Annotated in this window: 20 protein-coding genes and 2 pseudogenes; 6 read left to right on the top strand and 16 right to left on the bottom strand. The window is 73.7% G+C overall.

Annotated features, from left to right (window positions below):
• Positions 1 to 1,482, bottom strand: coding sequence for a peptide MFS transporter (locus ACFYOS_RS20735; RefSeq protein ID WP_387143867.1), 1,482 nt, complete (start codon positions 1,480 to 1,482; stop codon positions 1 to 3).
• A 222-nt stretch (positions 1,483 to 1,704) separates the two neighbouring features.
• Here ACFYOS_RS20735 and ACFYOS_RS20730 point away from each other — a divergent pair, with 222 nt between their 5' ends.
• Positions 1,705 to 2,046, top strand: a complete 342-nt coding sequence (locus ACFYOS_RS20730; protein ID WP_007460094.1) for an RNA polymerase-binding protein RbpA — start codon at positions 1,705 to 1,707, stop codon at positions 2,044 to 2,046.
• A gap of 64 nt (positions 2,047 to 2,110) precedes the next feature.
• On the opposite strand, the gene ACFYOS_RS20725 is transcribed toward ACFYOS_RS20730, so the two are convergent.
• The 5 genes from ACFYOS_RS20725 to ACFYOS_RS20705 form a co-directional block, all read right to left on the bottom strand.
• Complete coding sequence (locus ACFYOS_RS20725; RefSeq protein ID WP_387143864.1) at positions 2,111 to 2,647, bottom strand: FxsA family protein; 537 nt, start codon at positions 2,645 to 2,647, stop codon at positions 2,111 to 2,113.
• A 55-nt stretch (positions 2,648 to 2,702) separates the two neighbouring features.
• Positions 2,703 to 3,524, bottom strand: coding sequence for a polyprenol monophosphomannose synthase (locus ACFYOS_RS20720; protein ID WP_387143861.1), 822 nt, complete (start codon positions 3,522 to 3,524; stop codon positions 2,703 to 2,705).
• A 6-nt stretch (positions 3,525 to 3,530) separates the two neighbouring features.
• Positions 3,531 to 5,135 carry an apolipoprotein N-acyltransferase gene (lnt, locus tag ACFYOS_RS20715; protein WP_387144194.1) on the bottom strand — a complete coding sequence of 535 codons (1,605 nt, stop codon included), beginning with the start codon at positions 5,133 to 5,135 and terminating at the stop codon, positions 3,531 to 3,533.
• A 133-nt stretch (positions 5,136 to 5,268) separates the two neighbouring features.
• Positions 5,269 to 5,952 (bottom strand): ABC transporter ATP-binding protein, encoded by a 684-nt coding sequence (locus ACFYOS_RS20710; protein ID WP_387143858.1) that lies wholly within the window; start codon positions 5,950 to 5,952, stop codon positions 5,269 to 5,271.
• Positions 5,949 to 7,031, bottom strand: coding sequence for an ABC transporter permease (locus ACFYOS_RS20705; protein ID WP_387143855.1), 1,083 nt, complete (start codon positions 7,029 to 7,031; stop codon positions 5,949 to 5,951). Before ACFYOS_RS20705 ends, ACFYOS_RS20710 begins: the two co-directional genes overlap by 4 nt.
• A gap of 182 nt (positions 7,032 to 7,213) precedes the next feature.
• Here ACFYOS_RS20705 and ACFYOS_RS20700 point away from each other — a divergent pair, with 182 nt between their 5' ends.
• A complete protein-coding gene (locus tag ACFYOS_RS20700; protein ID WP_387143852.1) occupies positions 7,214 to 8,410 on the top strand; it encodes a sensor histidine kinase in 1,197 nt (398 codons plus the stop codon).
• Positions 8,411 to 8,415: 5 nt separating this feature from the next.
• Positions 8,416 to 9,036, top strand: a complete 621-nt coding sequence (locus ACFYOS_RS20695) for a response regulator (RefSeq protein WP_387144191.1) — start codon at positions 8,416 to 8,418, stop codon at positions 9,034 to 9,036.
• 547 nt (positions 9,037 to 9,583) lie between these two features.
• Here the strand turns inward: ACFYOS_RS20695 and ACFYOS_RS20690 are convergent.
• Together ACFYOS_RS20690 and ACFYOS_RS20685 are read right to left on the bottom strand one after the other, a co-directional pair.
• A complete protein-coding gene (locus ACFYOS_RS20690; protein ID WP_387144189.1) occupies positions 9,584 to 9,823 on the bottom strand; it encodes a cupin domain-containing protein in 240 nt (79 codons plus the stop codon).
• A 198-nt stretch (positions 9,824 to 10,021) separates the two neighbouring features.
• Positions 10,022 to 10,225: a hypothetical protein gene (locus ACFYOS_RS20685; protein WP_387143849.1), complete on the bottom strand. Its 204-nt coding sequence runs from the start codon at positions 10,223 to 10,225 to the stop codon at positions 10,022 to 10,024.
• Here ACFYOS_RS20685 and ACFYOS_RS20680 point away from each other — a divergent pair.
• Complete coding sequence (locus ACFYOS_RS20680; RefSeq protein ID WP_387143846.1) at positions 10,193 to 10,696, top strand: hypothetical protein; 504 nt, start codon at positions 10,193 to 10,195, stop codon at positions 10,694 to 10,696. The genes ACFYOS_RS20685 and ACFYOS_RS20680 overlap by 33 nt on opposite strands.
• Before the next feature lie 3 nt (positions 10,697 to 10,699).
• Here ACFYOS_RS20680 and ACFYOS_RS20675 read toward each other — a convergent pair whose 3' ends face one another.
• The 6 genes from ACFYOS_RS20675 to ACFYOS_RS20650 are packed head-to-tail and all read right to left on the bottom strand — an operon-like array spanning position 10,700 to position 17,365.
• The gene (locus ACFYOS_RS20675; RefSeq protein WP_387143843.1) at positions 10,700 to 12,037 is read right to left on the bottom strand and encodes a glutamate mutase L; all 1,338 of its coding nucleotides are present in this window, start codon (positions 12,035 to 12,037) and stop codon (positions 10,700 to 10,702) included.
• Positions 12,034 to 12,426, bottom strand: a complete 393-nt coding sequence (locus ACFYOS_RS20670; protein ID WP_387143840.1) for a hotdog domain-containing protein — start codon at positions 12,424 to 12,426, stop codon at positions 12,034 to 12,036. The genes ACFYOS_RS20675 and ACFYOS_RS20670 overlap by 4 nt, the downstream gene beginning before the upstream one ends.
• Complete coding sequence (locus ACFYOS_RS20665) at positions 12,423 to 13,184, bottom strand: OAM dimerization domain-containing protein (protein ID WP_387143837.1); 762 nt, start codon at positions 13,182 to 13,184, stop codon at positions 12,423 to 12,425. The genes ACFYOS_RS20670 and ACFYOS_RS20665 overlap by 4 nt, the downstream gene beginning before the upstream one ends.
• Positions 13,181 to 14,743 (bottom strand): lysine 5,6-aminomutase subunit alpha, encoded by a 1,563-nt coding sequence (locus tag ACFYOS_RS20660; protein ID WP_387143834.1) that lies wholly within the window; start codon positions 14,741 to 14,743, stop codon positions 13,181 to 13,183. The genes ACFYOS_RS20665 and ACFYOS_RS20660 overlap by 4 nt, the downstream gene beginning before the upstream one ends.
• The gene (locus ACFYOS_RS20655) at positions 14,740 to 16,311 is read right to left on the bottom strand and encodes an amidohydrolase (protein WP_387143831.1); all 1,572 of its coding nucleotides are present in this window, start codon (positions 16,309 to 16,311) and stop codon (positions 14,740 to 14,742) included. Before ACFYOS_RS20655 ends, ACFYOS_RS20660 begins: the two co-directional genes overlap by 4 nt.
• A gap of 4 nt (positions 16,312 to 16,315) precedes the next feature.
• Positions 16,316 to 17,365, bottom strand: a complete 1,050-nt coding sequence (locus ACFYOS_RS20650) for a zinc-binding alcohol dehydrogenase (RefSeq protein ID WP_387144187.1) — start codon at positions 17,363 to 17,365, stop codon at positions 16,316 to 16,318.
• 157 nt (positions 17,366 to 17,522) lie between these two features.
• On the opposite strand from ACFYOS_RS20650, the gene ACFYOS_RS20645 reads away from it, so the two are divergent.
• The gene (locus tag ACFYOS_RS20645) at positions 17,523 to 18,929 is read left to right on the top strand and encodes a KamA family radical SAM protein (RefSeq protein ID WP_387143828.1); all 1,407 of its coding nucleotides are present in this window, start codon (positions 17,523 to 17,525) and stop codon (positions 18,927 to 18,929) included.
• Positions 18,902 to 19,467: pseudogene (locus ACFYOS_RS20640) on the top strand (low temperature requirement protein A). The gene ACFYOS_RS20645 and the pseudogene ACFYOS_RS20640 overlap by 28 nt, the downstream one beginning before the upstream one ends.
• Here ACFYOS_RS20640 and ACFYOS_RS20635 read toward each other — a convergent pair.
• Positions 19,380 to 19,598 (bottom strand): annotated as a pseudogene (locus ACFYOS_RS20635) (MerR family transcriptional regulator); the annotation flags it as partial. The pseudogenes ACFYOS_RS20640 and ACFYOS_RS20635 overlap by 88 nt on opposite strands.
• Positions 19,586 to 19,894: a hypothetical protein gene (locus ACFYOS_RS20630; RefSeq protein ID WP_387143825.1), complete on the bottom strand. Its 309-nt coding sequence runs from the start codon at positions 19,892 to 19,894 to the stop codon at positions 19,586 to 19,588. The pseudogene ACFYOS_RS20635 and the gene ACFYOS_RS20630, both read right to left, overlap by 13 nt.
• Positions 19,895 to 20,098: the final 204 nt, after the last annotated feature.

The raw sequence follows: 20,098 nt of genomic DNA, 5'->3' as shown, positions 1-20,098 counted from the left end.
TCAGTGGATGCCGGCCATCAGGTGCCGAATCTGCCGGGCGAACATCACCGCTGCCACGCCCAGCACCACCGACGCCAGCCCGAAGGTCAGGAAATACGTCGGCTCGGACCAGGTCTCGGCCAGCCGGGCCACCTGGCCACCGATCGCGTCACCGACGGCGGTGGCCAGGAACCACAGGCCCAGCATCTGGCTGGCGTACTTGACCGGGGCCAGCTTGGTGGTGGCCGACAGGCCCACCGGGCTCAGCGCCAGCTCACCGGCGACCTGGATGGCGTACACCGCCACCAGCCACCACGGCGAGACCAGCCCGCCCCCGACGGCGGCCTGCGCGGCGGCGGCCATCAGCACGAACGACAGGCCGTTGAGGACCAGACCGACGGCGAACTTCATCGGCGTGGACACCCGGTGCCCCAGCTTCAGCCACAACCAGGCGGCCAGCGGCGCGCCGATGATGATCAGGATCGGGTTCACCGACTGGAGCCAGGACGCCGGGAAGGTGAACCCGGACACGTTCCGGTCGGTCTTGTCGGCGGCGAAGATGTTCAGCACCGACCCGGCCTGGTCGTAGATCAGCCAGAACGCGGCGGCGAACAGGAACAACCACACGTACGCCTTCATCCGGCTGCGTTCGGTGGCGCTGATCTCCCGGTCGGTCAGGATCCGGGCGAAGTACCCGATGGTGACCAGCACGGTGACCACGGTGAGCAGGTTCACCACGGTGTTGACGGTGAACAGCCCGAGCAGGGCGAGCACGGCCAGCACCACCAGCACCACCACGGTGACCACGGCGATGCGGGTCAACGCCCGCCGCCGGTCCGCCCCGAGCAGCGGGTCCGCCGGCCGGGCGCCCGCGTCGCCCAGGTTGCGCCGGCCCAGCACGTACTGGAGCACGCCGAAGGTCATGCCGACCGCGGCGGCGCCGAAGCCCAGATGCCAGTTGATCTTCTCGCCGAGGTAACCGGTGATCAGTGGGGCGATGAACGCGCCCAGGTTGATGCCCATGTAGAAGATCGAGAAGCCGGCGTCGCGGCGCGGCGAGTCCCGGTCGTACAGGTCGCCGACCATGGTCGAGATGTTCGGCTTGAGCAGGCCGGTGCCGAGCACGATCAGCGTCATGCCGACGAACACGCTCCACCGCACCGGGATGGCCATCACGTAGTGGCCGGCGGCGATGACCACCCCACCCCACAGCACGCTGCGCCGCGCCCCCAGCAGCCGGTCGGCGACCCAGCCGCCGGGCAGCGCCATCAGATACACCATCGCGTTGTAGGTGCCGTAGACGGCGTTGGCGGTGGACTCCCGGATCGCCAGCCCGTCGTCGGCGACCGCCGCCGTGAGGTACAGCACCAGGATGGCCCGCATGCCGTAGAAGCTGAACCGCTCCCACATCTCGGTGAGGAACAGGGTCGACAGCGCCCGCGGGTGGCCGAAGAAGGTCTTCCCGCCGGGCGGCCGGGCCTCCACCGGCGCGTCACTGGTCATCGTCACCTCCGGACATGTGGCGGCGACTAACATCCCCGTTGACAGTCGAAACACTCCACCGATTCGACCCGGCCGGGGACGACCCCGCCGGGCAGCCGTCATGGCCGGCTACCCTTGCAGGGTTCCGATCCGCGCGGACGTGTCGGCGTGGGCGGGAATGTCCCGGCGGAGACGGACCGTTACACCGAGAAGACCAGCACCACTAGCGAGGGGAAGTCGATCATGGGCGAGCGCATGCTGCGCGGAAGCCGCCTGGGCGCGGTCAGCTACGAATCCGACCGCAACACGGAGCTCGCGCCGCGTCAGACCCGCGAGTACCTCTGCGCCAAGGGCCACCAGTTCGAGGTGCCGTTCGCCGTCGATGCCGAGGTCCCGACGACCTGGGAGTGCAAGTTCGACGGCAGCGTCGCCCGGCTGGTCGACGGCAACGAGCCGGAGCAGAAGAAGGCCAAGCCGCCGCGTACCCACTGGGACATGCTGCTGGAGCGGCGTTCGATCGCCGAACTGGAGGACATCCTCGCCGAGCGGCTCCAGGAGGTCCGCACCCGCCGCGGCCGCGCTTGACGCATCTGACGACCGAAACGCCCCCGGGGATCACCCGGGGGCGTTTCGTCACGTACGGGGTGATTCAGGGCCGACCGGGTTCGATGATCTCCCCCTCGATGGCCCGTCCCGGCTCGGCGGGCGCCGGCTGCTGCGGGCCCGGCGAGGGCTGCGGGCCGGGCGGGGGCGGCGAGGCACCTCGGTACACCCGCACCCGGCGCGGGCCGAACAGGTCACCGGCGACCATCGACGACACCCGGCGCTCGGCGGCCCGCTGCACCCCGCCCCGGGCCAGCCGCCGCACCGGCGGCACCAGCAACAGCAGCCCCACCGCGCCGCTGACCAGGCCGGGCAGGGCCAGCAGCAGCGCCCCGACCAGGCCGACCAGGCCGTCGGTGACCTGCTGCCCGGGCGGCTGCCGAGACTCCACGGCGGCACGGAACCCCCGCCACGCGCGCATCCCCTCCCGGCGCAACAGCACCAGGCCGAGCAGGGACGCCGCGAACACCAGCAGCACCGCGGCGCCGAACCCGAGGCCCCGGCCCACCAGGACGAACACGGTCAACTCCAGCACCGCGAGCAGCAGCAGGGCCGGCGGTACGAACCTCAGTCCTCGGCGCATCTCACCTCTTCAGCCAGGGGCGTCATCACGCCCCTCCAGCATGACACGCCGACGCTCACGGCCACCGGGCCAGCGCGTCCGGTCGGCGCGCCGCGGCACGCCGGTCCCGCAGGCCCCAGTTGGTGATCCGCCACAGCGCCTCGGCCACGATGAGCGGGCTCATCTTGCTGTCGCCGTGCTCCCGCTCAGCGAAGGTGATCGGCACCTCGACGATGCGTACCCCAGCCCGGTGCGCCAGCCGGGACAACTCCACCTGGAACGCGTACCCCTGGGAGCGCACCGAGTCCAGGTCGATCGCGTCCAACGCGGTCGACCGGTACACCCGGTAGCCGCCGGTCGCGTCGGAGACCGGCATGCCCAGCGCCAGCCGCGCGTACAGGTTGCCGCAGCGCGACAGCAGCAGCCGCCGTAGCGGCCAGTTCACCACCCGCGCGCCACGGGTCCACCGGGAGCCGATCACCACGTCGGCGTCACGGGCGGCGGCCAGCAGCGCCGGCAGGTCCTCCGGGGCGTGCGAGCCGTCGGCGTCCATCTCCACCACGGCGTCGTAGCCGCGCTGCCGGGCCCACGCGAAACCGGCCAGGTACGCCGCACCGAGGCCTTCCTTGCCCTGCCGGTGCAGCACGTGCACGTGCGGGTCGGCACCCGCCAGGGCATCGGCGATCGCCCCGGTGCCGTCGGGGCTGTTGTCGTCGGCGACGAGGATGTCCACCGCGGGCGCCGCCTCGCGGACCCCGGCCACGATCCGGCTGACGTTGTCGGCCTCGTTGTAGGTGGGGATGACCACGAGGACCCGTCCCACCCCGGGATGGCCGGCCGTCCGCCTCTCGGCTGCCACGCCCACCGTCGTACCGCCTCCCCGCCGGCGTGCCGGCATGTCGTCCTACCCGGGGGCGACCTCCCGGCGGCGGCGCAACACGGCCGCGCCCGCCAGGGCCGCGACGGCGAGCGCCGCGAGGGCCACCTCCGGCCACACCCCGGCCCGGGTGGCCGGGGTACGCCCGTCACCGAGCCGCATCTGCCGCACCACCACGGCGGCGGTGTTGAACCCGGTGGCCCCGTCTACCCGCCCGTCGGGGGTAACGAACCCGGACACGCCGACCGTGGAGGCCATCAGGGCGCTGCGGCCGTGCTCGACGGCGCGCAGCCGCACCATGGCCAGCTGCTGGCGGGCCTCCGCCACGTCGAAGGTGGCGTTGTTGGTCTGCACCACGAGCAGTTGCCCGCCGCCGGTGACGGTGTCCCGCACGAGGCCGTCGTAGGCGACCTCGAAGCAGATCACGTCGCCGAGGGTGGCCGGGCCGGCGTCGAGCACGCCGGCGTGGGTGCCGGGGACGAAGTCGGAGCGGACCCGGTCGACCTCGGAGCTGACCATCCGAGCGATCTTGCGCAGCGGCACGTACTCGGCGAACGGCACCGGGTGCCGTTTGGTGTAGAGCTGGTCCAGGTCGGGGCCGGTGCCGGGCTGCCACAGCAGGCCGGCGTTGCGGACCTGCCCGGCGCCGGGGCCGAGCAGCACCGCGCCGACCAGGATCGGCGCGCCGATGGCGTCGGCGGCCTGGGAGATCCGGTCACCGGCGTCGGGGTTGCGCAGCGGGTCGATGTCGCTGGAGTTCTCCGGCCACACCACCAGGTCGGGCCGGCGCTGGGTGCCGGCGGTGACCTGTTCGGCGAGTTTCAGGGTGGCGTCGACGTGGTTGATGAGCACGGCCTCCCGCTGGGCGTTGAAGTCCAGCCCGAGGCGGGGCACGTTGCCCTGCACGATGGCCACGGAGATGGTGTCGCCGCCGCCGCGTACGCCAGCCGGGACGGCGGCGCCGACGGCGAGCAGGGCGGCCAGGGCGGCGGCGAGGGCGGCCACCGGCCGCCACAGCCCGGCGGGGCGCCGCCAGTCGCGCCAGGCGAAGGTGACCAGCAGCCCGCCGGCCAGGGCGACGGCGAAGGTGACCAGCGGGGCGCCGCCGAGGGCGGCCAGCCGCAGCAGCGGGGAGGTGTCCTGGCTGAACGCCAGCCGGCCCCACGGGAACCCACCGAACGGGGTGCGGTCGCGCAGCGCCTCCTGCCCCACCCAGAGCAGGCCGGTGACCGCGGGCCAGGCCCAGCGGTGCCGGTCCACCAGCGGGGACACCCAGGCGGTGGCCACGCCGAGCAGCGCGAGGTAGCCGGCCTGCAGCAGCGACAGCAGGAGCCACGGCACGTAGCCGGTGTGCAGGTTGGTCCACTCCAGCAACGGCCCGAACAGCACCACCCCGGCGAGGAAGCCCAGCCCCGCGCCGGCGCGCAGCCGGCGGCGGTGGGTGGCGGCGGCGAGCAGCGCCACCCCGACCGGAGCGAGCGCCCACACCCCGTACGGGGGGAAGGCGACGAGCATCGCCAGGCCGGCCAGCAGGGCCGCCGGCACGGCCAGCTTCAGCGGCAGGGGATGGCCGCCCGCGCCGTCGAGTGCCACGTCGGTGGCACGGGTCTGTTCCCGGTCGAGCGTCGTCACCGGCACCTCACCACGATCACGCGCCGAAGGCTACCCGCCCGGCCCGGGGATCGGCGTCGCCCGGTCCGGGTGGCGGCGCGGGGCCTCGGGGGGCCGGTGACCGACCGCACTTCCCCGCGACCGCCCGGGCTGGTCAGCCGGCCGGTACGGGGGCGCTGAGGCAACCGTCGTGCACCTCGGCGATCCGGTCGACGACAGTGAGGTGGGTGCGGTCGTGGGTGACCAGGACGGTGGCGGTGCCCCGCTGACGGGTGAGGCGGGAGAGCAGGTCGATGACGGCGGCGCCGCGGCCGTGGTCGAGGGCGCTGGTGGGTTCGTCGACCAGCAGGACGGCGGGGTCGTTCATCAGGGCCCGGGCGATGTTGACGCGCTGGCGCTGGCCGCCGGAGAGCTGGTGGGGGCGTCGGCCGGCCTGGTCGGCGAGGCCGACGGCGTCGAGCAGGTCCCGCGCCCTCGCCCGGGCCCCGGCCGGGGAACGGCCGTCGAGGTGGGCCATGACCTGGAGTTGTTCGGCGGCGGTGAGGGCGGGTAGCAGGTTGGGCTGCTGGAAGACGATGCCGATGGTGTTCCGGCGCAGGTCGGTGAGCCGACCGCGGGTCAGGCCGGTGGTGGGGGTGCCATCGACGGTGACGGTGCCGGCGTCCGGGGTGACGAGGGTGGCGGCCACCGCGAGCAGGCTGGACTTGCCGGACCCGGAGGGGCCGACGACGGCGGTGATGCTGCCCCGGGGCACGTCGAGGGTGACGTGGTCGAGGGCGGTGAGCCGGCCCGTGCCGTCGGGGTAGGTGAGAGTCACGTCGGTCAGGTTGAGGCTCATCGGGCGCTCCCCAGGGCGGTCAGCGGGTCGACGGAGGTGATGCGGCGTACGGACAGAGCAGCGCCGAGCGCGCCGAGCACGATGATCACGACGGCGGGACCGACGACCGTGGCGGCGGTGAGCCGGAACGGCACGGCGGTCTCGGCGACGAGGGCTCCGAGGCCGGCGGCGGCGCCGCTACCGACGGCGGTGCCGGCGGCCAGCAGCACGACGGCCTGGCCGAGCGCGTCGCGCAGCAGGTACGCGGTGGAGCCGCCGAGGGCCTTCAGGACGGCCACGTCGGCGCTGCGCTGGATGGTCCACACGCTGAAGAAGGCCCCGATGACCAGCGCGGCGATGCCGAACAGGAAGCCGCGCATGAGCTGCAGCGAACCGTTCTCCGAGGAGTACGAGCCGATCGCGGACAGGGAGTCGTCGATGGTGACGCTCTTTGTACCGGCGGCCGTGTCGGTGGCCGGGATGTCGGCGTCGGCGGTGGTGGTCAGGGCGATGACGGTGGCCGTCCGGTCGTCGGTGGCGCTCGTCGGGGGTGCGGTCGCCCGCCAGGTGTCGAGGCTGATCCAGACCACCGGGGTGTGGCTGTAGGAGGCGTCGCCGCGGACGGCGATGACGGTCAGCGTCCGCGCGGCGAGGGTGACGGTGTCGCCGGCGCGGACCTGCAGGTCGTCGGCGGCCGGGGTGGACAGTACCGCCGAGTGGTCGTCGATCCGGCCGCCCTCGGGGGCCAGGGCGGAGCCGGGCAGCACGCCGAAGGCGGTCACGCCGACGCCGGTGTCGCCGGCGGTGGCCCGGGTGGTGGTGATGCCCAGCGGCTCGGCGCGGGTCACGCCGGGGGCCTCTGCCCACCGCTGCCACTGCCGCCGCGTGACGGTGGAGTTGGCGTACGACGGGTCCTGCCCGGCCTCGGGTGCGCCGAACGCGATCCGGTCCGCGGGCAGGCCGGTGATGGCGGAGACGTTCTCCCGGCCCAACCCGGCGGTGAGCCCGGACAACAGCCCGACCAGTGCGCTGATGAGCGCGACGACGGCCGCCATCAGGGCGAACCGCCCCTTGGCGTACCTCAGGTCTCTCCATGCCACGAACACGACGGGCCCCTGCTTTCCTGACGGCGGTGGGTGGTGCCTGTCCACCGTCGCCGCCGGCGGCGGCCGGCGCCTCTGGCCCGGGGCGGGACTTCGCGGGCCGAAGGGCGACGGCCGCTTTCTACCTTTTGGCAGAGGGCGCCGCGCTGGCCGCCGCCTACGCTGGAGGGACCGTGAACATGGCCGCCACCACCTCCCCGCCGGGCGCCCGGGCCCTGGCCTGGTGCCTGCACCTGCTGCTCGTCAGCCTCCTGATGCTGGCCGCCGGCCGGGCCGTGGCCGACCACGACCCGCGGGCGGCCGGCGTGGTGGCCGCGGCGGCGGCGCTGGGGCTGGTGTACGCGGCCGGCGGGCTGCTGACCCGCGCCCGGGCCGCCCACCGGGCCGCCGTGCTGTGGCTGACCGCCGTGAGCGCGGTGTGGCTGGTGCTGCTGGTGCTGTCCGCCGACGGGGTGTGGCTCGCCTTCCCCCTGTACTTCCTGCACCTGCACCTGCTGTCACGCCGGGCCGGTCTGGCGGCGGTGGCCGCCACCACCCTCGCGGCGGTGGTCGCCTTCGCTGCCCACCGCGGCTCGTTCGGGCCGGCCACCGCGGTCGGCCCGATCCTCGGCGCCGTGGTGGCGGTGGCGGTGGTGTGGGGGTACGAGGCCCTGTACCAGGAGAGCGAACGGCGCCGGCGGCTGATCGAGGACCTCAGCGCCGCCCGCGCGGACCTGGCCGCCGCCCAGCACGCCGCCGGGGTGCTGGCCGAACGGGAGCGTCTCGCGCGGGAGATCCACGACACCCTCGCCCAGGGCCTGTCCAGCATCCAGTTGCTGCTGCGCGCCGCCGAACGGGCGCTGCCCGACGGCGTCGCCGCCCGGCACGTGGCGCAGGCACGGCAGGCCGCCGTGGACAACCTGGCCGAGGCCCGCCGCTTCGTCGCCGCGCTCGCCCCGCCGGCCCTGGAGGGCGGCACGCTGACCGCCGCCCTGCACCGGCTGTGCGCCACCACCTCCGCCCGGCACCGGCTCGCCGCCCGGTTCCGCCTCACCGGCGACCCGGTGCCGCTGCCGACCGCGTACGAGGTCGCTCTGCTGCGGGTGGCCCAGTCCGCCCTGGCCAACACGGTCCGCCACGCGCATGCCAGCACCGTCGAGGTGACCCTCGGTTACCTCGCCGGCCAGGTGACGGTGGACGTGGCCGACGACGGCACCGGTTTCGACCCGGCCGCCACGCCCACCGGCGACCCGGGCTCCGGCGGGTTCGGCCTGGCGGCCATGCGCGCCCGGGTGCGGGCCCTCGGCGGCACCCTCGACGTCCGGTCCGCACCGGGCCGCGGCACCGCGGTGAGCGCCCACCTCCCCGTCGACGTCGATGCGGAGCTGAGCCGGTGAGCGGGATCCGCCTGCTGCTGGCCGACGACCATCCGGTGGTGCGGGCCGGCCTGCGGGCCGTGCTGGAGACCGAGCCGGGCCTGCTGGTGGTGGCCGAGGCCGCCACCGCGGAGGAGGCTGTCGCCCGCGCCGCCGGCGGCGACGTCGACGTGGTGCTGATGGATCTGCGGTTCGGCCCGGGCATGAGCGGCGCGGAGGCCACCGCCGCCATCACCGCCCGTCCCGGCGCGCCCCGGGTCCTGATCGTCACCACCTACGACTCGGACGCCGACATCCTGCCCGCCATCGAGGCCGGCGCAACCGGCTACCTGCTCAAGGACGCCCCGCCCGAGGAACTGGCCGCCGCCGTGCGCTCGGCGGCGGCCGGACGCACCGCGCTGGCGGCCACCGTCGCGCAGCGGCTGATGCAGCGGCTGCGCGCCCCGGCCACGGTGCTGACCCGCCGCGAGACCGATGTTCTCAAGCTGGTCGCGCAGGGGCTGTCCAACCGGGCGGTCGGGCAGCGCCTGCACCTGACCGAGGGCACCGTGAAGTCCCACCTGGCGCGGATCTACGTCAAGCTCGACGTCGACTCGCGTACCGGCGCCGTGGCCGCGGCCACCGCCCTCGGCCTGATCCGCCGCTGAGCCCGCTGCGGGCATTGATGGATTCACCTGCTTGCGAGGCGGGTAATCCTGACCCGGATGCCCGACCCGGGCGGCAGCGTCCTGGTCGACGAGGAACGCCTCGGCGCGCTCACCCCGCAGCAGCAGGCCTGCCGCAACGAAATCGGGGCGCGGCTTGCGCCGCGCCCCGATGCTCCCAGGCCCTTCCCGGCCGGTGGGGCGAGGGCGAACGGCGCCGACCTTCGGACCGACCGGACGTGGACTGGCTGCCCCCGCCTGGCCGTTGTCTACTGGCCGTGCCCTTCACCCTGCCCGTACACCGGTAACCGCGGCCGGTTCGCGCCGCCCCGCCGACCCCCGCCCGCTGGACCTGGCCGCCGCAACCTTCCGGTCGCTCGGCCAGCGGACGAAGGGACGAAGCGAACAACAGCCGCTTCCCGTGGTAGGACTCAAAGACGGTACGGCGTCGACCCCCGCCGCTGTCAACCCACCCGGGCCTGTCGTGTGTTGCGACACGGCGTGTCGCGTCGGCGCGTCTCGATCCCTCTCGGTGCCGGGCGCACGGCTGTCAGGCGTTGCGTTGGTTCGCGGCCTGGTACTGCTCGTCGGGGAGGGGTTCCAGCCAGGTGGTGGGGTCCTGCCCTCCGGGCAGCGCCTCGAGCATGGCCAGGTGGCTCATGAACGTGTCGGCGGTGGCGCCGTGCCAGTGTTCCTCGCCTGGTGGGCAGATGACGGTGTCGCCCGCGCGCACCCGCAGCACGGTTCCGTCGCGGGTGCCGACCAGGCCCACCCCCTCGGTGACGTGCAGGGTCTGCCCGACCGCGTGGGAGTGCCAGTTGGTGCGGGCGTCGGGGGTGAAGCGGACAAGGGCGACGTCATCCGCGACGGCTCGGTGCCGCTGTAGACAGGGGTCAGGTAGACGTCGCCGGTGAAGTTCTGGGCAGGCGCCTTGACGGTGGGGTTGACGGGCTTCAGTTCCATCGACGCTCCTCGGTGCGTGAGGTCGTCACGGGCGCAGCAGGGTCTTGACGGCGCGGCGTCCGTCCATGGCCTGGTAACCCTCGGCGGCCTGGTTGAGGGGCAGGTCGAGGTCGAAGACCTTGCCCGGGTTGATCGTGCCGTCGCCGATCAGGCGCATCAGGTCCGGCAGGAACCGCCGTACGGGTGCGGGCCCGCCGTGCAGGTGCACCAGGGACCAGAACAGCTCCATGCCGGGCACGGCCACTTCAGCGACATCTACACCGCCAGCGGCTCCCCACCGCCGAATCTGGCCCGCTACCAGTTCCTCGACCCGGCCGCCCGCCGCTTCTACCCCGACTGGGAACTGATGGCCGACGTCACCGTCGACGTGCTGCGCACCGAAGCGGGCCGCGACCCCCACGACAAGGACCTCCACGACCTGGTGGGCGAATTGTCCACCCGCAGCGACGCCTTCCGCACCCGGTGGGGCGCCCACAACGTCCGCCGGCACGGCACCGGCACCAAGCGCTTCCACCACCCGGCGGTCGGGGAGCTCACCCTGGCCTTCGAGACCCTCGCGATGACCGCCGAACCGGGCCTAAGCCTCGTCATCTACACCGCCGAGCCCGGCACCGCCGCCGAAGACAATCTCCGGCTGCTCGCCTCCTGGGCAGCCTCGCAGGAAGCGGACGCCCGCGGCGACAAGCTCCCCGCCGAATAGCGCTCAGACCCCGGCGAGGTGGCGGCGCAGCAGCGCGGCTGCCGCCTCGGGGTGGTCGGCGGCGAGCAGTCCACCGGCGGCCAGGACGTAGTCGACGTCGACGACGGCGCGCGCGGCCCGCGGCAGCGGCCACCCGCCGGCGTGATCACCGAGCACCGCGCCGAGCACCGCGGCCGCGTCGGCGGGTTCGGCGTGGCGCAGCACCCCGCCGGAGCCGACCATCAGTTTCACGTCGCGCAGGTCCCGGCCGGCGCGTTCCCCGGTGGCGGCGCCGCGGGCGTGCCGGCGCAGCGCCACCGTCGCGGCGAGCGCGGCGATGCGCCGGTCGACGGCCCGGTCGGTGTCGTCGCCGGGCAGGAACCCGGGGTCGCCGGCCCGCACCTGCGCCGCGGCGGCCAGCTCGTCCTCCTCCCCCGGTGCGAGGAGGCGTTCCTCGGCGGCGGCGCGGACCACGCCGGGGGCGCTCCACCGCATACCCAGGTCCCCTTCCACGGTGCGGGCCCGCCACAGGGTGCCGGCGACCTCCCGGCCCGGCCCGGTGTCCCGCTCGTCGGGGGTAAGCACCGAGTACACGTCGGTGGTGGCGCCGCCGACGTCGACGACGGCCAGGTCGCCGCCGAGGGCGTCGGCGAGGACCTCCACCCCGGTGAGCACCGCGTCGGGGGTGGCCGCCCGGACCAGGTTGGCGAACCGGCCGCCGCGGGACAGCTTCTTGCCGCCGATGACGTGGCGCAGGAACACCTCGCGGATCGCGGCCCGGGCGGGGGCGGGGGTGAGCACCCCGATGCGGGGCAGCACGTTGTCGGCGGCGGTGACCGGCACCTTCGCCGCGGCGAGCAGGGCGTGCAGGTCGTCGCGGACGTCGGCGTTGCCGGCGAGCACCACCGGCACCCGCCAGCGCGCCCGGGCCAGCCGGGTGGCGTTGTGGGTGAGCGTGTCCGCGTCGCCGCCGTCGGTGCCGCCCACGAGCAGCACCACGTCGGGGCGGGCGGCGCGCAGCGCGGTCAGGTCGGCCTGACCGAGCCGCCCGGCGGCCACGTGCACCACGTTCGCCCCGGCGGACAGCCCGACCCGCCGGCCGGCCTGGGCGGTGACCAGCGGCTCGTAGCCGACGACGGCCAGCCGCAGGCCGCCGCCGGCGGACGAGCAGACGTACCAGGGCAGGTCGCGGGCGGTGAGCCCGGCGGTGGCCGCGCCGACCGCGGCGTCCAGGCCGTGCAGCACGTCGGTGCCGACGGTGGTCGGCGCGGCCGCTGCGGCGACGAGCCGGCCGCCGTCGAGGTCGACCACCGCCGCCTTGGTGTACGTGGACCCGACGTCGGCGCAGACGGCGACGTTCACGCCGCCGGCGGGACGACCACCGTGCCGGTCGCGGTGACCGCCACGATCGGCTCGGCCAGGACCTCGGCGGCCGACTCGCTCTTGTCGGGGCGGCCCCGGCACACCACCCGGGCTTCGAAGTCGATGGTGCGGCTGCGGGTGCCCACCCGGGTGACGGTGGCGGTCACCTCGAGCACGTCGCCGGCCTTCATCGGCGCCCTGAACTGCACGTCGGAGTAGGAGGCGAACAGCCCCTCGTCGCCGTCGGTGCGGATGCACACCTCGGTGGCGATGTCCCCGAACAGGCCCAGCGCGTACGCCCCGTCGACCAGGTTCCCGGCGTAGTGGGCGTGCGAGTACGGCACGTACCGGCGGTGGGTGACGGTCAGACCGACGCGGGAATCACTCATGCCTTCGCCTTCTTGTTCGTGATCAGGGCGTGGACCAGGTAGCTGGCGACCTCGCCGGGGGTGGTGCCACGGCCGAAGATCCGGTCGACGCCCAGTTCGTCGGTCATCGTCTCGTCGAAGCGGGGACCGCCGACGATCAGCAGCGGCCGCTTCCCGGCGGGCATGGCCTCCCGGAACGCGGCGGACATTTCGCGGGTGTTGTGCAGGTGCGCGTCGCGTTGGGTGACCACCTGCGACACCAGCACCGCGTCGGCCTTCTCCCGCCGGGCGGCCTCCACCAGCTCGGGCACGCTGACCTGGGCGCCCAGGTTGGTGACCTTCAGCTCCCGGTAGTACTCCAAGCCCTTCTCCCCGGCGATGCCCTTGACGTTGAGGATCGCGTCGATGCCGACGGTGTGCGCGTCGGTGCCGATGCAGGCGCCCACCACGGACAGCTTGCGCCGCAACCGCTGCTTCACCACCGCGTTGACCTCCTTGGCCGACAGCAGCGGGAAGTCCCGTTCCACCACCTGCACCTGGGACAGATCCACCAGATGGTTCGCCCGGCCGTAGACGACGAAGAAGGTGAACCCGTCGCCCATCTGCTTGGCGTGCACCAGCATCGCCGGGTCGATGCCCATCTTGTTGGCCAGTTGGACCGCGGCGCCCTCGGCCCGCTTGTCGTGCGGCACCGGCAGGGTGAACGACACCTGCACCATGCCGTCGCCGGTGGTGTCCCCGTACGGCCGGACGATCTTCTTCTCCGCCGCCGCGGTCACGCGCCCTCCCCTTCCAGGATCTCGGTGGCCGGGTTGTAGTAGTCGGCCTCGTGCCGCGCGACGCCGTCGAGGCCCTTGCCGCGGTCCGCGGGCCGCTTCATGATCCCGAAGGTGCCCTCGGCGATCGCGGTCAGCAGGGACTGCTCGCCGATGCGGTCCAGCAGGTCGACGGCCTCGGACAGCACCCGGTGGGCGCGCTGCTGGATGAACCCGCCGGAGGCGGGCACGAAGTCCTCGTGCAGGCCGCCGGCGGCGTTGAGCACGTACCGCACGTTCTGCAGGGCGATGTCCCGATCGGACAGCCACGGCGTCACCACAGCCTCGGTCATCATGCCGACCAGCAGGATGCCCTGCCCGGTCATGGTGCCGACCAGGTTGAAGAACCCGTCGAGCAGGTTGCCGCGGAACACGTCGCCGGTCATGTGCTTGGTCGGCGGCATCCACTTCAGCGGTGCGTCCGGGAACAGCTCCCGGGCCAGCAGCGCGTGCGCCAACTCCAGCCGGAACGACTCCGGCAGGTCCGGGTTGATCTCGAACGCGTGGCCCAGCCCGAGCTGCCAGTCGGCCAGGCCGGCCTCGTGCGCGAAGTACTCGTTCAGCAGCTGCGACACGGTCACCGTGTGCGCCTCGTCGACCGCGTCGGCGGTGGTGAGGTAGTTGTCCTCGCCGGTGTTGATGATGATCCCGGCGCGGGCGTGCACCTGCCGGGAGAACCGCTGGTCGACGAAGGTGCGGATCGGGTTGATGTCCCGGAACAGGATCCCGTACATCGAGTCGTTGAGCATCATGTCGAGGCGTTCCAGGCCGGCCAGGGTGGCCATCTCCGGCATGCACAGGCCCGACGCGTAGTTCGTCAGCCGCACGTACCGGCCCAGCTCCTTCGACGACTCGTCCAGCGCCGCCCGCATCAGCCGGAAGTTCTCCTGCGTGGCGTACGTGCCGGCGAAACCCTCCCGAGTGGCGCCCTCGGGTACGTAGTCCAGCAGCGACTGCCCGGTGGAGCGGATCACCGCGATGATGTCCGCGCCCGCGCGGGCGGCGGCCTGCGCCTGCGGGATGTCCTCGTAGATGTCGCCGGTGGCCACGATCAGGTAGATCCACGGCCGCTGCTTCGGGTCCCCGTACCGCTTCACCAGGCGGTCCCGCTCGGCGCGGCGCCGGTCGATCTGCCGGACGCCCGCGGCGACCGCCCGGCGGGCGGCCTTACGGGCGGCGGTGGCCGCCTTGCCGGTGGGTTGGGTGAACCGCACCGACCCGGCAGCGGCCTTCTGCGCGAGCAACGTCACATCGCTGATGTGCCCCCGGGCCAGGGCGTCGAACACCGGCACCGCCACCCCGTGCCCCAGGCCGACGTCGCCGACGACCGCGTCGACGAGACGGTTGACCCAGGGGATGCCGTCGGGGTCCGCGCCGGTCACCCCGGCCAGCCGCAGCACCGCCCGCTCCACCGACACCGTGGTGTGGCTGCGCGCCAGATCCACCACCGGCTGCCCGGCGCGGCGCGCCAACTCCCGCGCCCGCGCCACCAGCGCCGGATCCAGCCCAAGCTTCCCTGTCACGAACGCCCTTCCTGATAGATCACGTCACCGCGCAGCACCGTGGCCCGGCACACCGGCAGCGGCGTCGGGTCGTCCGCGCCGCGCAGCTCCGGGTCCTCGGCCTGCAGCACCGGCAGCCCCCGGTCCACCCCGGCCGGGGTGGACCACACCGCGAACGTGGCCGGCGCGCCCAGGGCGAGGACACCCTCGTTGTCCAGGTGCACCGCCCGCCACCCGCCACGGGTGTGCGCGGCGAACGCCGCCCGCACACTCATCCGCTGCACCGGATTGTGGTGCGCCGCCGCCGCCCGCACCGACCCCCACGGGTCCAGCGGCGTCACCGGCGAGTCCGACCCGAACGCCAACGCCACCCCGACCGAGTGCATGGCACCCATCGGGTTGGACTCCAGCGACCGGTCCAGTCCCAGCCGCGACTCGTACATCCGGCCCGCGCCGCCCCACAGCCGGTCGAACGCCGGCTGCATCGACGCGACGATGCCGTACTCCACGAACCCGGCGATCAGCCCCTTGTTCATGATCTCCGCGTGCTCGACCCGGTGCCGCGCCGCCCGAAGCCGGTCCACACCCAGCTTCTCCGCCGCCGACGCGAACCCGTCGAGGACGGTGGTGATCGCCGCGTCGCCGATGGCGTGGAAACCGCCCTGCAGGCCGTGCGCCGCGCAGTCCAGCAGATGGTCACGCACCTGCTCGGCCGTGACGTACCCGTGCCCGCACGTCCCCGGCTCCCCGTCCAGGTACGCCGCCGACACGTGCGCCGTCCGCGACCCGAGCGCCCCGTCGGCGAACAGGTCACCACCGGCCCCGACCGCCCCGAGGTCCCGGGCCCGCGCCGCGCCCAGCAGCTCACCCCAGTAGCCGTACACCTCGGGCACCCCGGCCCCCGAGATGGCCAGCAGCCCGGTGAAGTCCTCCTCGTCGGAGATCTCCGGCCCGCCGCACTCGTGCACCGCGGCGATGCCCAGCGACGCCGCGTGCGCCAACGCCGCCCGCTGCGCGGCGACCCGCTGCGCCCGGGTCACCGACGCGAACGCCGCCGCCCGCACCACGTGATGGGCGTCACGCCGCAGCCAGCCCGACGCGTCGTAGCCGGCCGCCGCCGCCACGTCCGGGCAGGCCGCCAGCAGCGCCGCCGACACCAGCGCCGAGTGGATCGACGCCTGCGACAGGTACACCCGCCGGCCGCCGGCCGCCCGGTCCAGCGCCGCGGCGTCCGGCAACGCCTTGTCCGCCCAGTTCGACTCGTCCCAACCGTGGCCCAGCACCACCGCGTCCCCGGGCAGCCGCGCCGCGAACGCGGACACCGCGTCCAGCAGCTGCGCGGCCGACCGCATCGCCGACAGGTCCAGCCCCGACAGGGCCAGCCCGGTGTCGGTGGCGTGCACGTGAGCGTCCACGAACGCCGGCGTCACCAGCGCCCCGTCCAGCTCCACCACCCGGTCGGCGGCCGGCGCGTCGGCGTCGGCGCCCAACCAGGCGATCCGCCCGTCGCGCACCAGCAACGCGGTCGCGCCCGGGTCGGCAGGACAGTGCAGCACTCCGCCGCGGTACAAGGTCGAGGGGTTCGTCATGGTGTCAGTCTGCCGCCAACCGGGCCTCGAAGAGACGACGCACCCCCGCCTCGGCGCGCAGCAGCTCCAGCGCCAACGCTGCGTGTCCCGGCACGTACCCGTTGCCGACCAGCATCGTCACGTCCGCCGCCAGCCCCTCCGCACCCAACGCCGCCGCCGCGAAGCTCGTCGCCATCGAGAAGAAGATCACCGTGCCGCCGTCCTCGGTCGCCAGCACCGCACCGTGCTCACAGCCCGGCACGTCCACGCACACCACGGTCACGTCCGCCGGCGCGCCCAGCGCGGTGGTCACCGCCGTCGACAGGCCCACCGGATCCCGGGCGTCGGCCAGCGCGACCACGTCGGCCAGGCCGGCCGCCTCGAGCGCGTCCCGCTCCGCGACCACCGGCACCACCCCGACCGTACGGGCGGCGCCCGCCCGCCGCGCCGCCGCCAGCGACAGCGACCCGCTCTTGCCGGCGCCGCCGATCACCGCCACGCTCACCGGCCGCGGGTCACCCTCGCGGCGCCGCCGCGCCACCTGCTCGGCGACCACCCGCGCGGTCAGCGCCGGCGCCCCGCACACGTCCAGCACGGCGAGGGACAGCTCCGGGTGCAGGTCCGCCGGCAGCACCGCGGCGATCGACCGGGCGAACAGGATCGCGTACCCGTCGCAGGGCACCTGCTCGCTGCGCCCGTCCCAGCGGGCCAGCCCGTCCAGGATCATCAGCGGCGTCAGGGTCAGCGACACCAGGGTGGCCACCCGGTCGCCCGGCTTCAGCCCCAGCGGGGACCGCTTGCCGGCGTCCTCCACGGTGCCGATCAGCATGCCGCCGGAGCCGGTCACCGGGTTCTGCATCTTCCCCCGGGTGGAGATGATCTCCAACACCTCGGCGCGGACCTTCTCCCCGTCGCCGCCGTGCTTCTCCGACAACTGCCGGAAGCTCGCCGCGTCCAGGTTCAGCCGCTCCACCCGGATCCGCACCTCGTTCGAGGCGATCCGCGGGTCGGCGTCCAGCCGCCAGGCCGCCTGCGGCAGCACCCCCGCCGGTTCCACGACGCGGTGCAGACCCACCGGTGACGTCACGCCGACCCTCCTCCATCCAACCGCCCGAACCCCCGACTAGGGCTCGCGTAGCGGGAAAACTTCCGGCAGACTAATTTCTTCACCGGATATTTTCCAGTAGCCTTCGCAACCGTTGATCCACCCGCACCGCCAACGAGGAGGGGCCGTGACCCAGACCCAACCGGTGGAGACCATCCCTGCGCCCCGCTCCACGCCGGTCGCGGTCCCCACCGCCGGACAGCCCTACGAATACCGCCGCAGCCCCCTGGTCGAGCCCGACTGGACCCGCTTCCCCGGCTGGCGCGACGTCACCCGCGAGCAGTGGGAGAGCGCCCAGTGGCAGCGCGTCAACTGCGTCAAGAACATCAAGCAGCTGCGCACCGTCCTCGGCGACCTCGTCGACGAGACCTTCTACGCCGACCTCGAGGCCGACCAGAAGGCCCTGGCCACCATGTCGATGCTGGTCCCCCCGCAGATGCTCAACACCATGGTGCCGTTCGAGCCCATGACCACCGAGGCGCTCCTCGCCGACCCGGTCCGCCGCTACATGATCCCCGTCGCCTCCGACCGGCGCACCGACTGGCCGTCCCACCCCTACGCCACCCGCGACAGCCTCCACGAGCACGACATGTGGGTCGCCGAAGGCCTCACCCACCGCTACCCCACCAAGGTCCTCGCCGAACTGCTCTCCACCTGCCCGCAGTACTGCGGCCACTGCACCCGGATGGACCTCGTCGGCAACTCCACCCCCACCGTCGACAAGCTCAAGCTCACCCTCAAGCCCGTCGACCGCTACGACGCCCACATCGCCTACCTCAAGGCCCACCCCGGCGTCCGTGACGTCGTCGTCTCCGGCGGCGACGTGGCCAACGTGCCGTGGAAGAACCTCGAGTCCTACCTCACGCGGCTGCTCGAGATCGACACCATCCGCGACATCCGGCTCGCCACCAAGGCCCTCATGGGCCTGCCCCAGCACTGGCTCCAGCACGACGTGGTCGAGGGCCTCGAGCGGGTCGCCCGCACCGCCGCCCGCCGCGGCGTCAACCTCGCCATCCACACCCACGTCAACCACCGGCAGTCCATCACCCCGCTGGTCGCCAAGGCCGCCCAGACCGCCCTCGACGTCGGCGTACGCGACGTCCGCAACCAGGGCGTGCTCATGCGCGGCGTCAACGCCACCAGCGCCGACCTGCTCGACCTCTGCTTCGCCCTCCAGGGCGAAGCCGGCATCCTGCCGTACTACTTCTACATGTGCGACATGATCCCCAACGCCGAGCACTGGCGAGTCCCCGTCTGGCATGCCCAGCAGCTCCAGCACGACATCATGGGCTACCTGCCCGGCTACGCCACCCCGCGCATCGTCTGCGACGTCCCCTTCGTCGGCAAGCGCTGGGTCCACATGCTCACTGAGTACGACCGCGAACGCGGGATCTCCTACTGGACCAAGAACTACCGCACCTCGATCGAGTCCGCCGACCTCGAAGCGCTCAACAAGCGCTACGCCTACTACGACCCGATCGACACCCTGCCCGAGCCCGGTCAGGCATGGTGGGAAGCCCACCGCAACGACTGACCCCGCACCACCCGTCGCCCGGCACCCACGCAGGTGCCGGGCGACGGCCGTTCCGCCACCACCGACACCCGCGGCCACCATCCTCCGGACCCATGAGCCCGGCCGAGCCCGACACCGCCAATCGGGTCACCCCCGTCGAGGTCTTCTTCGACGTCGTCTTCGTCTTCACCGTCACCCAACTCGCCCACGTCCTCGAAGACGAACTCACCTGGGCCGCACCGTCCTCATCCTCGGCGTGCTCTGGTACCCCTACACCGGCTACGCCTGGCTGACCAACCAGGTGCCACCCCGACGCCCCGCCCAGAAGATCCTCCTCTTCGCCGGCATGACCGGCTTCCTGCTCACCAGCGTCGCCATCCCCGCCGCCCTCACCGACACCGGCCTGCTGTTCGCCCTCGGCTACCTCCTGCTCACCGCCGTCCACGGCGTGCCCCGCCGCCGGCGCGCCGCCAGCAGCTCCGCCACCTCGTCCAGCGTGAACCCCAACCGTTGCGCCGCTTTCACCGCCCGCAGCAGCGTCACCGCCTCCACCGGATAGATCCGGTGCCCGCCCGGGCTGCGCGCCGGCGCGGCCAGCAACCCCCGCCGCTCGTAGTAGCGCAACGTCTGTGGGTTCACCCCGACCGCCGCCGCGAGCTCCCCCCTGCGCAGCCCGCTCACCACCGGCATCCCGTCGCCGCCCGCGCCGCCAGGGCGTCCAGCACGTCGACGTACGCCGCCGGTACCGCCACGTCCACCCGCACCGCACCGTCCACCGGCGTCACCGTGATGCCGAAGAACGAACAGCACCCCGATTCGCGCGCGGTCAGGTCACGTACCGCCGCCTCGGCCTCCGCGGCCACCTCCCAGCGGAGCCGCGTCGGCGACGACCGGCGCTGCCCGCGAAGCGCAGTGCGGAACAGTTCGTCGAACTCGGCCACCCGCAGCGGCCGTTCCACCGTCGGCAGGGTGCACGCCTGCGGCACCTAGCCCTCCTCGTCGGCACCCATGCCTCGACGGTAATCCCGTACCCGGGTACCGGATGCAAGCGTCGGGGGGGGGGCCCCGGCCCCCCGGGGCCCCCCCCCCCCCCCCACACGAACGGGGGGGGGGGGGTTTTAGCACCGCCCCCCAAAGGCCCGCCCCCGGCCGGGGCGGCCGCCCCGCGCCCACACCCCCCCACCCCCCCC

The organism is Micromonospora sp. NPDC005806 (genome assembly GCF_042871425.1).
Taxonomy (GTDB): domain Bacteria; phylum Actinomycetota; class Actinomycetes; order Mycobacteriales; family Micromonosporaceae; genus Micromonospora.
The sequence above is the reverse complement of the archived record's forward strand: the minus strand, read 5'-3'. Positions and strand labels throughout refer to the sequence as shown.